The following is a 12,889-nucleotide window of genomic DNA, read 5'->3' as shown; positions in this document are numbered from 1 at the left end:
GAGCGTGCGGGACCAGAGCTGCGGTTCACATAGGTGCTCAGCGTTCAGACAGCTGCCCTAGAGTTACGTCTTGTCGGGCCACGGTCAATGGTTTGGACCAAGCTGAACCAAGCTGGGCCAAGAAGGCCGGAGCCGCATCGGAGGGCCACCGCAGTCGGCATCGCACACCCTCCGGAGGGGCGAACCGCGTGCGGCGCTGTTCCCGGCGCAGGGAAGGGCGCGGGGCGCGGGAGAGAAACTCCCTGGGCCAGGGTCGGACACCGAGCGACTCGAATCGGACGGCTCGTCGGGAATGCGACGCTCCGCTCGTTCGTTGACCTGGGGAGTACCAACCGACGACGTAAGGATCGACCGCTCGTGAGCAAGGTCCCCTCCATCACCCTCAACAACGGCGTCGAAATGCCGCAACTCGGTTTCGGCGTCTGGCAGGTGCCGGACGACGAAGCCGCGAAGGCGGTCGCCACGGCCATCGAGTCCGGGTACCGGAGCATCGACACCGCCGCGATCTACGAGAACGAGAGGGGCACCGGCAAGGCCGTCGCCGCCTCCGGGGTAGCCCGTGAAGAGCTCTTCATCACGACGAAGCTCTGGAACTCGGAGCAGGGTTACGACTCGACGCTGCGCGCCTTCGACGCCTCGCTCGACAAGCTCGGCCTCGACTACGTCGACCTGTACCTGATCCACTGGCCGGTCCCGGCCAAGGACGCGTACGTCGACACGTACAAGGCGTTCGAGAAGATCCTCAAGGACGGCCGCGCCCGGTCCGTCGGCGTCTCCAACTTCCAGCCGGAGCACCTGGAGCGGCTGCTCGGCGAGACCTCGGTGGTCCCCGCCGTCAATCAGATCGAGCTCCACCCGCAGCTCGCGCAGACGGAGTCGCGCGCCCTGCACGCCAAGCATTCCATCGCGACCGAAGCCTGGTCGCCGCTCGGTCAGGGCCGAGGCCTCCTTGAGGTTCCGACCGTGGTCGCGATCGCGCGGAAGCACGACCGCACCCCGGCCCAGGTGGTGCTGCGCTGGCACCTCCAGATCGGCAACGTCGTGATCCCGAAGTCCGTGACGCCGTCGCGCATCAAGGAGAACATCGACGTCTTCGGCTTCGAGCTCGACGCGGACGACCTGGCCGCGCTCGCCGCGCTCGACGAGGGCAAGCGCCTGGGTCCGAACCCGTCGGAGTTCAACCTCGGCGCCTGAGCACCCGCGCTGATCAGTACGGACCAGTGCTGAGCAGCGCTGAGCAGCGCATCAAGAGGGGCGCCGCCCGACTCCGGTCGGGCGGCGCCCCTTCTGCCGCTTCCGGGCTCGCGTCGTTCGTCGGCCATCACCGTGACTCAATTGTCGGTTTCCGACTTTGGTTGGTCAGCTCCCAACCAAGAATGTTCATTCAAGTGCACCATCCAGGCAAAGCGTTCGACATCAAGCGCTAAATGCTCTTGTCCTGCCCATGACCTTCCCGATGGGATCGCGAAGACCGCCCCGTGCGGCCTCACCCCCACTCAGGGAGCCTTCATGCGCATAGCCCGCCCCCGGACTCGTACCGCAGCTGCGACAGTTGGGGCCACCGCCCTTGCCGCCGCCGCGGTGATAGCCACCCCGCTGTCCGGGTCCGCCACCGCCGCGCCTGCCGTCCCGCAGGTAAAGCCCGTTCCGGCCATCGCCGGACACCTGCTCGCCCACTCGACCAGCGGCCCGCTCAGCACCGAGCAGTGCCAGGCCAAGTGGAAGATCGCCTGCTACGGCCCCCTGCAATACCGCCAGGCGTACAACCTGAACCCGCTCTACAGGGCGGGCATCACCGGCAAGGGCCGCACGATCGTGATCGTGGACTCCTTCGGCTCGCCGACGATCCAGCACGACCTGGACGTGTACAGCAAGCAGTACGGCATTCCCAGCAGCAAGGTCGATGTGGTCAAGTGGGGCAACGTTCCCAAGTGGGACCCGAAGAACAAGGACATGACCGGCTGGGCCGGTGAGTCCACCCTAGACGTCGAGATGGCGCACGCGGTGGCCCCGGACGCGAAGATCGTCCTGGTGGAGACGGCGATCGCGGAAACCGAGGGCGTCACCGGTCTGCCCGAGATGATGGACGCGGAGAAGCACCTCATCGACCGCGGCATCGGCGATGTCATCACGCAGAGCTTCGGCGCCACGGAGAACACGTTCCCCGGCTTCGACAAGGGCGACTTCTCCAGCATCAAGAAGCTGCGGTACGCGTTCAAGGACGCCGCCGACCACGGCGTGACCGTGCTCGCCTCCTCCGGTGACGGCGGCGCCACCGACAACACCGCGGACGGCAGCGGCTACTACAAGGAGCGCGTCAACTCCTGGCCCTCCTCCGACCCGCTGGTCACCTCCATCGGCGGCACCCAGCTGCACCTCGACGACAAGGGCAACCGCCTCAGCCCTGAGAGCGTTTACAACGACAACGGTTCGGGCGGCGGCGGCCAGTCCCACGTCTTCGAGCGGCCCTCCTACCAGAACGGCGTGCGGGCGGCCGTCGGCAACCGGCGCGGCACCCCGGACATCTCGATGTCCGCCGCGGTCAACGGCGGCGCCTGGGTGTACTCCAGCTACGACCCGACCGCCGTGGGCTGGGACGTGTCCGGCGGAACGAGCGAGGCCAGCCCGCTGTTCTCCGGCATCGTCGCCCTGGCCGACCAGGCAGCCGGGCACCGCCTGGGCAACATCAACGACGCGCTGTACTCGCTCTACAAGAACGAGGGCTACAAGCCGGGGTCCGGCCTCGTCGACGTCAAGGACGGCACGAACAACAGCTACGCCGGCGTCACCGGCTACACCGCGGTGAAGGGCTACGACATGGCGACCGGCGTCGGCACCATCGACGCGGCCCGCTTCGTGCCCGCGCTGGCCCGCGAGAGCCGCCACCACCACTGACGGCCCCCGCACCCACGCGGCCCACATGTGACGCCGCCGCCCGGATTGCTTGGGCGGCGGCGTCTTGCCCTACCTCACGGTGGGGCAACAACTACCTTTTACATGCCGGGGGTTGGGAACTTTGCCGGGAGCACAACGCCCTGAAAAGCTCCCCTGGAAACAGGTGCGTCCATCGCGGGAAGAGGTACGAGGGTGACTCGGGCAAGCGGCGGCCCCAGCCGACGGTCCGTCCTGTTGAGTCTCGCCCTGGCCGCGCCGATCGTCGCGGCGGGCTGCGGCGGAAGCGTCGGCAAGCACTCCACATCGACAGCCACCCCACCGGCGGATTCGGATCGGGACACCACCATCATGATCATCCGGCATGGCGAGAAGCCAAATTCCGGCGATCCCGGATTCGACGAAGCCGGCAAGCAGGACAAGAAGTCCTTGACCCGACAGGGCTGGGAGCGCTCTCGCGCACTGCCCCGCCTCTTCGCCCATACGGTCAACACGGCGGGCGCGGTAGGTACCGCGGGCACGACGGTAGCGAGAGCGAGGGTAGGGGCGACGGACAGAGCGCGGTCGGAAGGACCAGACGCGGCAAGCCCTACCACTGCGGCTGGTACCTCCGGGCTGCCCGGTCCATCCGAACCATCCGAACCATCCAGCACGTCGAATGGCCCCTCCGCTGATTCGGCGGCCCTCCCTCGCCCCACGACGCTCTATGCCGCGGCGGACCAAGGCCCGCACGCCGGTGCGCACAGGATGCGGCAGACCGTCACACCCCTCGGCGAGGCCCTCCACGTGCGGGTGAACACGGAGTTCGCCGAGGGCAGCGAAAAGGAGCTGGCCGCCGCCGCCCTCTCGGCCGCGTCTCCGGTACTCATCTGCTGGGAGCACTCCAAGATCCCGGCGATCGTCGACGCGCTGGAAGCCGCACAGGTCGCCGGAGTTCCGGAGGAATGGCCTGACCGGTTCGATCTGGTGTGGGTGTTCACCCGACGATCCGGCCGCTGGACGTTCCGTTCCGTGCCCCAACACCTCCTGTCGGGGGACGCCTGACTCACCGCCCCCATAAGGGGATTGACAGGGCGACGCCCCGGAACAGCAGGAGGTGCCCGACAGGGACACCCGATAGAGGCAAGCGCCCAACAGAGGCATGGGACGGGCACCCCGCGCCGTTGGGGGGAGGTCGAGCGGCACGGGGTGCCCATCCGGGGGCCGACTGGGTTTAGCCGATCTGCGCCCCGTACGCCGAGAGCGCTTCCGGGACGGGCTGGAAGAAGGTCTCCCCACCCGAGGAGCAGTCGCCACTGCCGCCGGAGGTCAGGCCGAGGGCCGTACCGCCATCGAAGAGCGAGCCGCCGCTGTCGCCGGGCTCGGCGCAGACGGTGGTGTCGATCAGGCCGTCGACCTGGCCCTCCTGGTACGTCACGGTGGCGTTGAGGCCGGTCACCTGACCGCCGTTGACGCCCGTGGTGGAGCCGCTGCGCTGAACCTGCTCGCCGACGGTGGCGTCACCGGCCCCGCTGATCTGCTGAGACGAACCGTTGTACAGGTCCACCGCGCTCGGGTGATCGATGCCGCTGGTGTAGCGCACCAGGGCGTAGTCGTGGCCCGGGAACGTGGAGTCCTGGGTGACACCGATCTCCGAACCGCCCTGCTGGTCGGACCAGCTGGAGACGGCGTTGCCGCAGTGTCCCGCGGTCAGGAAGTACGGCTGGCCGCCCACTGTGACGTTGAAACCGAGCGAGCAGCGGGCACTGCTCCCCCAGATCGCGTCACCACCCGCGATGAGGGGTTGGAAGCGGCCTGCTGTTCTCTTCAGGGTGACCGTGTCGCCGAGACCGCGGACCACCTTGTCGAGCCGGGCCAGCCGGTCACCCGTGACGGTACGGTCGGCCTTGACGACCATCGTGTTGCTGACCGGATCCATCGACCAGGCCGTGCCCGGTATGGACGCCTGCGCCTTCAACTGCCGCCGTGTGGAGTCGAGTTGTGCCATCGAATGCTTGACGGTGCGCGCCTCGGCGCCCGCCGCACGAACGGTGTCGGCGGTCGCGGCGTCGACCACATTCACCACGAGCTTCTTGGTCTTGGCGTCATAGAACGAGCCGGCCGTACGGCCGGCGAGGGTGGTGTCGATCCGGTGCGCCAGCTGACCGGCCGATGCGGCGGTCAACGGGGCGACATTCGGTGCGGGGGCCGCGTCGGCACTCTGCATGGTGAGGGTCGCGCCGAGCGCCAGGGCTCCCGCCGCGGCGGTGGCCGCACGTCGGCCTGACATCCATCGCTGCTTCAACTCACAACCTCCTGTGGGGGGTTGAGCCCGGCCTCGGGTCGTACACCGGGCCCATTGGGGCGCGCCGACCCGGGCGCAGCGGCCAGGATCCCCGGCACACAGCGCGTCCATGTCAACTCGCCGGGTCGAGTATCGTCATCCATTGCTCCCTTGCGCAAGTAATGAACTAGCGCGATACGTGCGGGGGTTGGCGATACTTGAGTGCGAGCAGGGGTGTTGCGCGAAGGTCTGCGGGCCATTCGTGAAGGAACTTGGCGTGCTCGTAAGGACTGTGAAACGGCCGTCAACTAGACTCCGGCAAGGCGGCACCGGGCCCCGCCCGAGGCAGCGGGGCGCCTGCGCCGTACACGGGATAGCGGAGAGCGCTCCCGGCTCACACAGCAACGGGGAGCGCTCCCAACTCACCGGCCGACTGAAAGCGCTCCCAACTTGCGCGATGCGCGAGAGCGCTCCCAGCACACCATTCCGAGCGCGGCAGGTAAGAGCGCTCTCACCTCACCGCCCCACATCTAGCCCTTCCACGCCCCCCAGCACCCGCCGCTCAACAGCCCTCGCCGTCGGCGGAGCCACCCCTCGGCCCCGCCCCCGAGAGCGCTCCCTCCCAGCGGCTGATGTCACCCCGCGCCGTGAACGGCGGCGATCTCCTCGATCCGGTGCGCCAGTTGGAAGTCGCGCTCGGTGAGTGCGCCACCCGCGTCGTGGGTGTTCACGGACAGGGCGACCGTGTTGTAGCCGAGGGTGAGGTCGGAGTGGTGGCCGAGTTCCTCCTGGATCTGAGCGACGTGGACGACCATGGCCGTCGCCGCGAAATGTCCCGTCAGTCGGTAGCTGCGGGAGATCCGGTCGTGGTTGTCCGACAGCGACCAGCCGGGCAGTTCACCCAGCCGGTCCTCGATGTCCTTCTGCGACAGCGGCTCAACAGGCATGTCCGAATACTCCTTACGGGGTGGTGACATGACGGGGTGGAGTGGTGACGGAGAGGCTCCACATCCGTAGCGTCTCCCCTATGCGCGTACTTGTCACGGGAGGCGCGGGCTTCATCGGCTCGCACATTGTCACAGCCCTCACCACCCACGGCCACGAGCCGTTCGTCCTGGATCGGGCGGTCCGTCCGGAGGACGACGTACGTGATCCGGACGTGGTGGCACGGGCGCTGCGTGGAGTCGACGCGGTGTGCCATCAGGCCGCGATGGTCGGCCTGGGAACGGGGTTCGGCGACGCGGCCGAGTACGTGAGCTGCAACGATCTCGGTACGGCGGTGCTCCTGACGGCGATGGCCGACGCGGGGGTGCGCGACCTGGTGCTCGCCGGGTCGATGGTGGTCTACGGCGAGGGCCGCTACGAGTGCGCCGAGCATGGCGTCGTACGCCCTGGGCCGCGGCCGGTCGAATGGCTGGAAACGGGCCGGTTCGAACCTCAATGCCCCCACTGTCAAGCCGAGTTGAGCCCTGGACTGGTGGCGGAGGAGGCGCCGGTCGACCCTCGGAACGTGTATGCCACCACCAAGCTGGCGCAGGAGCACCTGGCTGCCGCGTGGGCGCGGGCGACCGGCGGCCGGGCGGTTTCGCTGCGCTACCACAATGTGTACGGCCCGGGGATGCCCCGCGATACGCCGTACGCGGGGGTGGCCTCGTTCTTCCGCTCGTCGCTGGCACGGGGCGAGGCGCCGCGCGTCTTCGAGGACGGCCGCCAGCGTCGGGACTTCGTTCATGTGCGCGATGTCGCGGGGGCCAATGTGGTGGCTCTGGAAGCGCTCTCGGGCCGCCCGCCGGGCGCGCTCACCGCGTACAACACGGGCAGCGGAACCCCGCACACGGTGGGCGAGATGGCGCGGGCGCTGGCGTCGGCGCACGGGGGCCCCGAGCCGGTGGTGACGGGCGAATACCGGCTCGGCGACGTACGGCACATCACCGCGGACTCGGCGCGGCTGCGGCGTGAGCTGGGCTGGAAGCCGGCGGTGGGCTTCGCCGAGGGGATGGCCGAGTTCGCCACCGCGGAAGCCTAGGCCCGCGCGGTTCGCCACCGCGCAAGCCCGGGCCCGCGCTACTGCCTGGCGGTGGCCGCCTCCACCGGGCGGGGCTTGAGTGCGAGGTGGCCGGGCAGAGCGGTGGCGACGAGCGCCAGCAGCGCGGCGACCCCGACCACGGTGGCGTAGCCGATCGGCACGACAGAGGGGGCGGCGGCGCCCGTCATTCCGATGCTGAACGCGACCAGGACGGCAAGGGAGATCCCGGAGCCGAGCACCGCCGCGATCAGCAGGACGGCCAAGCCCTCGATCCGGAGCATCCGCAGGATCTGCCGGCGGGTCGCTCCGGCGAGCCGCAGCATGGCGAACTCACGGACGCGTTCGGACATGGACATCGCCAGCGTGTTGACGACGGCGATGGCCGTGAAGGCCAGGACCAGTCCCATCGCGAGGTCATTGCCCTCCGCGTTGCTCTGCTGTTTGTCAGCCTGGATCCCGCTTGCACTCGAACGAGTGAGGACGGAGATGCCCTGGAACTCCCGGACGGAACTCACGAGTTCACTGTGAGTAACGGCGGGGCCTGACTGATCCAGAGAGATCAGGACGGCAGACGCGAGGGGGTTGTCCATGTGGCGTGCGAGCAGGTCGTGCGGGAGGGTTATGTCCCCGAAGCCGAGCCCGCGGGCGTATACCGCGGCGACGGTGAGCGTGGCTGGAGTTCCGTCACCGAGAGTGAGGCTGAGCCGACTGCCGGGGTGGAGGCCCAGCTGGTCTGCGGCGAGTTGGCTGACCGCGGCGGACCGGGCCTCGGTCGCGTTGTCCGCGCTGAAGCGGTCGATGCTGCCGCTTGTGACATCCGGGTTCCACGTCCGGGACAGGCCGCCCGGGGTGATGCCTTGGGCCGCGTACTTGTCGAGGCCGACACGCACGGTGCTGTGGACGATCTCGGTGGCGGCGGCGACACCCGGGGTCGTTCGGACCCTGCGGGCCGCTTCCCCCGGTACGCCGGGGCCCTGGGCGGTCAGCACCCAGTCCGCGCGAATGCCGTCGCGGGTCTGGGCGCGGGCGGCGTCAGCGAGGGTGGGCTGGACGAAGAGGACGGTGCAGGTCATACCGATCAGCAGGGCGAGCGGGGTGGCCGCCGCGGCCATACGGGCCGCGTTGCCGCGCAGGTTGGCGGTGGCGAGCCGGCCACCGGGGCCGCCGGCCGCGAGCGGGCCCGAGAGCAGCGCCGCCGCGGCCCGGACCACGACCGGACCGAGCAAGGAGACCGCTACGGAGAGGACGACAACGGACAGGAAAGTCACGGGGGTTGAAGCGGATTCCGTGCGCAGCACGCTCAGCACGGCGACGAGGACCGCGCCTGCGACGAGGGTCGCGAGGCCCGCGACGATCCGGCCACGGGCCGGACGGCGCTCCACCGATGCCTCGGCCATCGCTTCGGCCGGTCGGATGCGCGAGATACGGTGGGCGGAGATACGGGCCGCCGCCCAGGCGGCGAGCAGGGTCGCCGTGACGGCGGCGGCCATCGGGAAGACGCTGACGGCGCGTTCGAGGGTGGCGGGGACGGCACCCATCTCGACGAACCTGTCGTGCAACCAGGCTCCCAGTGGCAGGCCGGCGAGCGAGCCGAGCACCCCGGCGACGACGCCCACGAGCAGCGCCTCGCGGCCGATCAGCCGACGCATCTGCTGCGGAGTGGCGGCGATCGCGCGCAGCAGGGCGAGTTCGCGGTGGCGCTGCTGGATGGAGAGAGCGAACGTACCGACGACGACGAGCAGGGCCACGAAGAGGGCGGTTCCGCCGATGGCACCGCCCAGGGAGACCAGCTTGACCCGCGCTCCGGCAGCGTCCAGGAATTCGACCGGGCCACGGGCGTCCCCCGTGGATACCTGGGCCGTGGATGCCTGGGCCGTGGATGCCTGGGCCGTGGATGCCTGGGTCGAGCTGCCGGACAGTGCCTTGTGGAGCGCTTCGGCCAACTGGGCCGGTGCGATGCCGGTTTCGGGTGTGACACCGATGACGGTGATCTGTCCGGGGCGGTCGGCCAGGCGAGTCGCTTCGGCCGTGGAGAAGAAGAGGGAGGTCTGTTGGCGCAGCCGCCCGCCGTCGGCCGGCGCGGCGATACCCGTGACGGTGTACGCACGCGGGGACTGGGTCGACTGCACCATCAGCCGGTCGCCGAGTGCGAGGTGCGCACGGGTCGCGAGGCCTTGGTCGACAACGAGGTCGTGGGTGGCGGAAGGGGCATGCCCCTGGGTGAGCTCGAAAGGGGTGAGGGCTGCGGAGTCCCAGCTGTGTCCATAGGAGGCGCTCGCGGTATCGGGCCGGAGTTCGCCCTGCGAGCCCGCCGTCCGGCTCGGTGCGTCCGCCGCGCCCGACGGGGCGGTGGGCACCAACGCCCGGGCCGGGAAGGTGAGTTCGGGCGTCGCCGATTTGACTCCGGGGACGGCTCGGACGGTTCGCAGGGTGCTCTCGGGCAGCCAGGCTCGCTCGGCCACGGGCTTCGCCTTGTGTTTGACCTTGGTCCTGCCCTTCTTCTTCTCGACCGTGGTCTGGTGCACGTTCTGGTCCGCGGAGACGATCAGCGGTGCGGCGGCGTAGCGCTCGGGAGCGATTCTGCCGCGCAGGCCGGTTTCGAGGAGAGTGCCGCACGCGGTGATCAACGCAGCCGCACACATCAGGGCGATGAAGGCGCCCAGGAATCCGCCCTTCCGGTGCCGGATACTCGTCAGGGCGTAGCGCAGCATCATGACGCGTCCTCGGGGTTCGGCGGGGCCGGGAAGGCCATCAGTCGGGTGTGGACGGTGCGGGCACCCGGGGGCGCTTGGTCCGGGGTGCGCTTGTAGCGGTTGAGGAGTGCGATGTACTCCTCAAAGAACGCGCCCAGTTCGGCCTCGGTGATGGTCAGCTCGCTGCGGGAGTAGGCGAAGTCGTCGGTGGTGGAGGCTCGTTGGAGGCGCTCGAAGAGTTCGAGGTCGGCCGCATACGCGTGGCGGTTGAGCTCGTCCAGGACGGGACGCGTCTGGGGAGTCTGTCGGCTGCGCGGCGGGAAGCGTCGGTCGGCCGGGATCGCTCGCCACCATCGCTCGCCCCGCGGGCTCTGCCCTGCGGCGTCTTCGACAAATCCGTATCGGGCCAGTTCGCGCAGGTGGTAGCTGGTGGCGCCGGTGTTCAGGCCGAGGCCGCGGGCCAGGATGGCCGCGGTGGCGGGCCCGCCGAGGGTGAGTTGCTGGAGGATCCGCTGGCGCCGCGGCTGCGCCAGCGCCTTCAGCGCGGCCAGTTCCGTGATCTCGATGGGGCGCGGTGTTTGTGCCATGCGTACACAGTCGTCTGCGCACAGGTTCCTGTGCACTGGAGCGCCCCGGCGTCCTGAGGGTGGGGCTAACCCCCGGCTGGCGGTGCCCGACCCCAGGCCGCCCGTGTCGGGGTTGCCCGGTTCAGGACTGCTCCGGGGCATGGACGCCTTGCGTCAGGTTGCGTCAGGGTTATTCCGTGGAGGGCGCCCCTTGCGCGGGTCCGTTCCCGGCGGTGGCGCGCCGGTGTGGTTGGCCGTGCCAGTATGCGGCGGGGAGAGGCCTGGGACGGGTCAGTTCACGGCGTGGGCTGCGGGGAGGGTGAGTTCGAATCGGCAGCCGCCGGCGACGTTGCGTACTTCGGCGCGGCCGGAGTGGGCCTCGACTATGCCGCGGACGATCGCGAGGCCCAGTCCGGCTCCGCCGGGCGGGGTACGTGCCTCGGTGCCACGCCAGCCGGTGTCGAAGACGCGGGGCAGGTCGGCGTCGGGAATGCCGCCGCAGCCGTCCGTGACGGAGAGGGTGACCGCGCCGTCGCAACCCTCGGCGGCGACCGCGACCGTGCCGTCGGCCGGGGTGTGCCGGATGGCGTTGACCAGCAGGTTGGCGAGGACTCTGGTCATTTCCTTGCCGTCCACCTCGACGGGCACCGCATCGACGCGCTCGCCCACGAGGCGTACGCCGTGTTCACGGGCCAGGGGGTCCGCGCCGGCCAGAGCATCGCCGATCAGGTCGTGGACGGACATCCGGGCCGGGTTGAGGGAGAGCGCTCCGGCGTGGATGCGGGAGAGTTCGAAGAGGTCGCCCACCATGGAGTTGAGGCGTTCGACCTCGGTTCTGATCTGGCGGAAGTAGCGGTCCGGGTCCTTGGCCATGCCGTCTTCCAGGGCCTCGGCCATCGCGCGGAGTCCGGCGAGCGGGGTGCGCAGGTCGTGCGAGATCCACGCCACGAGTTCGCGGCGCGAGGTTTCGAGCGCCCGTTCCCGTTCGCGCGACTCCGTCAGCTTGGCGCTGGTGGCCGCCAACTCCCGGCTGAGCGCCGCCAGTTCGGCGGTCGCGGGTCCTGCCGGTGCGTCGAAGCTGCCGCCGTCGCCGAACGATCGGGTGGCCAGGGCGAGGCGGTGGCTGCTGGCCACGACGCGTCGGCCGAGCAGCAGCGCGGTCGCGAGGGAGGCGACGGCGGCCATGGCGACGACTACCGTCACCACGGTCAGGTCGTGGGAGTTCAGGAGCATCGCCCAGGCCACGGCGAGCGTGCCGGCCAGCATCGCGAGGACCGCTACGGCCGCGACGACGGCCACGGACGCGGTGAGCGAGCGATGGCGAAGCAGCCGCAGGGCCAATGCGCCGACGAGTCCGGCGGCCGCCGCCCCGAGGAAGGCGTACAGCGCGATGAGGAGGATGTCACCCATGGTCGGCTCCGTGATGTGCGCCGTTGTCGAGGCCGACTGCGGCGCCGGCGCCGAGGCCGGCTGCCGCGCCGGTATCGGGCTCGACGAGGGGGAGGTCGGGGTCGGCGTGGAGGCGGGGGTGGTCGGGGTCGCTCCCGACACCCCGCAGGCTGCCCGCGGCCACCTTCACCTCCCCGGCCGCCGCCACGGCCACCCCTGGCCGCGTCCCCGCTCCCTCCGCCGGCGCCTCCCCCTCGAAGCGGTAGCCGACTCCCCACACCGTGCGGATCAGGGTCGGCTTGGCCGGGTCGGATTCGATCTTGCCGCGCAGACGGCGGACATGGACGGTGACCGTGGACAGATCGCCGAACTCCCAGCCCCACACCTCGTGCATCAGCCGCTCCCGGGTGATGGCCTCGCCAGGACGGGCCAGGAGGTAGGCCAGGAGATCGAACTCCCGCAGAGTCAGGGCGAGTTCATGTCCGCCCTTCGCAGCGGTGCGGGCAGTGGGGTCGAGGGTGATGCCCGCGCGGGACACCGGTGGCCCCGGGCGCGCTGCCGCCGCGCGGGAGCGGCGCAGCACGGACTCGACGCGCAGGACGAGTTCGCGCGGGCTGAAGGGCTTCGTCACATAGTCGTCGGCACCTATCTCCAGACCGAGGATGCGGTCGTCCTCGTCGCCGCGCGCGGTCAGCATGATCACGGGCACCGGGCCCGTGGCGCGCAGTCGGCGGCAGACCTCCAGACCGTCCATGCCGGGCAGCATCAGATCGAGTACCACCAGGTCGGGGCGGCGCGCGGCGGCCGCGCGCAGGGCGGCGGGGCCGTCGACGGCGAGGTCGACGGCGTGGCCCGCGCGTTCCAGGTAGCCGGTGACGACCTCGGCGACGGTCGGATCGTCGTCGACGACCAGGATGCGGCTCTCGGTGCTGTGCATGGCATCCACCCTCGCACCGGGCGGAGGCGTCCGTCTGCGCCGGGTGAGCCTCAACCGGGCGATGTCCGCGTTTCGTAAGAACCCGAAATCCGTTTTGCCCGGTTTGGCTTCGTACGGTGAGGG

Annotated in this window: 10 protein-coding genes; 4 read left to right on the top strand and 6 right to left on the bottom strand. The window is 70.1% G+C overall.

Features of this window, described 5'->3' with window-relative positions; genetic code table 11:
* Positions 1–357: 357 nt before the first annotated feature.
* From CG740_RS12980 to CG740_RS12970, 3 genes are all read left to right on the top strand, one after another.
* On the top strand, positions 358–1,194 hold the full coding sequence (locus CG740_RS12980; RefSeq protein ID WP_100575239.1) for an aldo/keto reductase: 837 nt from the start codon (positions 358–360) through the stop codon (positions 1,192–1,194).
* Positions 1,195–1,509: 315 nt separating this feature from the next.
* Positions 1,510–2,895 (top strand): S53 family peptidase, encoded by a 1,386-nt coding sequence (locus CG740_RS12975; RefSeq protein WP_100575238.1) that lies wholly within the window; start codon positions 1,510–1,512, stop codon positions 2,893–2,895.
* A gap of 744 nt (positions 2,896–3,639) precedes the next feature.
* Positions 3,640–3,936, top strand: a complete 297-nt coding sequence (locus CG740_RS12970; RefSeq protein WP_100575237.1) for a hypothetical protein — start codon at positions 3,640–3,642, stop codon at positions 3,934–3,936.
* 169 nt (positions 3,937–4,105) lie between these two features.
* On the opposite strand, the gene CG740_RS12965 is transcribed toward CG740_RS12970, so the two are convergent.
* Both CG740_RS12965 and CG740_RS12960 read right to left on the bottom strand, forming a co-directional pair.
* The gene (locus tag CG740_RS12965; RefSeq protein WP_442802822.1) at positions 4,106–5,176 is read right to left on the bottom strand and encodes a S1 family peptidase; all 1,071 of its coding nucleotides are present in this window, start codon (positions 5,174–5,176) and stop codon (positions 4,106–4,108) included.
* A gap of 614 nt (positions 5,177–5,790) precedes the next feature.
* Entirely contained in the window at positions 5,791–6,102 is a 312-nt protein-coding gene (locus CG740_RS12960) for a 4a-hydroxytetrahydrobiopterin dehydratase (RefSeq protein ID WP_100575235.1), read from the bottom strand.
* A gap of 80 nt (positions 6,103–6,182) precedes the next feature.
* Here CG740_RS12960 and CG740_RS12955 point away from each other — a divergent pair, with 80 nt between their 5' ends.
* On the top strand, positions 6,183–7,181 hold the full coding sequence (locus CG740_RS12955; RefSeq protein ID WP_100575234.1) for an NAD-dependent epimerase/dehydratase family protein: 999 nt from the start codon (positions 6,183–6,185) through the stop codon (positions 7,179–7,181).
* 38 nt (positions 7,182–7,219) lie between these two features.
* Here CG740_RS12955 and CG740_RS12950 read toward each other — a convergent pair whose 3' ends face one another.
* From CG740_RS12950 to CG740_RS12935, 4 genes are all read right to left on the bottom strand, one after another.
* Positions 7,220–9,895 carry an FtsX-like permease family protein gene (locus CG740_RS12950; RefSeq protein WP_100575233.1) on the bottom strand — a complete coding sequence of 892 codons (2,676 nt, stop codon included), beginning with the start codon at positions 9,893–9,895 and terminating at the stop codon, positions 7,220–7,222.
* Complete coding sequence (locus CG740_RS12945; RefSeq protein ID WP_100575232.1) at positions 9,892–10,461, bottom strand: ArsR/SmtB family transcription factor; 570 nt, start codon at positions 10,459–10,461, stop codon at positions 9,892–9,894. The genes CG740_RS12950 and CG740_RS12945 overlap by 4 nt, the downstream gene beginning before the upstream one ends.
* Positions 10,462–10,731: 270 nt before the next feature.
* On the bottom strand, positions 10,732–11,850 hold the full coding sequence (locus CG740_RS12940; RefSeq protein ID WP_100575231.1) for a sensor histidine kinase: 1,119 nt from the start codon (positions 11,848–11,850) through the stop codon (positions 10,732–10,734).
* The gene (locus tag CG740_RS12935; protein ID WP_442802825.1) at positions 11,843–12,745 is read right to left on the bottom strand and encodes a response regulator transcription factor; all 903 of its coding nucleotides are present in this window, start codon (positions 12,743–12,745) and stop codon (positions 11,843–11,845) included. The genes CG740_RS12940 and CG740_RS12935 overlap by 8 nt, the downstream gene beginning before the upstream one ends.
* Between the last annotated feature and the right edge of the window lie 144 nt (positions 12,746–12,889).

The sequence above is a fragment of the Streptomyces sp. CB01201 genome, assembly GCF_002803085.1.
GTDB lineage: Bacteria > Actinomycetota > Actinomycetes > Streptomycetales > Streptomycetaceae > Streptomyces > Streptomyces hundungensis.
Note: the sequence above shows the minus strand (reverse complement) of the source record. Positions and strands in the feature narration are given on the sequence as shown.

Bases quoted from the DNA above. Each gene is read 5' to 3' on its own strand.
- CG740_RS12955 (WP_100575234.1), top strand. From the start codon at position 6,183: ATGCGCGTACTTGTCACGGGAGGCGCGGGCTTCATCGGCTCGCACATT.
- CG740_RS12975 (WP_100575238.1), top strand. From the start codon at position 1,510: ATGCGCATAGCCCGCCCCCGGACTCGTACCGCAGCTGCGACAGTTGGG.
- CG740_RS12960 (WP_100575235.1), bottom strand. From the start codon at position 6,102: ATGCCTGTTGAGCCGCTGTCGCAGAAGGACATCGAGGACCGGCTGGGT.
- CG740_RS12940 (WP_100575231.1), bottom strand. From the start codon at position 11,850: ATGGGTGACATCCTCCTCATCGCGCTGTACGCCTTCCTCGGGGCGGCG.
- CG740_RS12950 (WP_100575233.1), bottom strand. From the start codon at position 9,895: ATGATGCTGCGCTACGCCCTGACGAGTATCCGGCACCGGAAGGGCGGA.
- CG740_RS12945 (WP_100575232.1), bottom strand. From the start codon at position 10,461: ATGGCACAAACACCGCGCCCCATCGAGATCACGGAACTGGCCGCGCTG.
- CG740_RS12970 (WP_100575237.1), top strand. From the start codon at position 3,640: ATGCGGCAGACCGTCACACCCCTCGGCGAGGCCCTCCACGTGCGGGTG.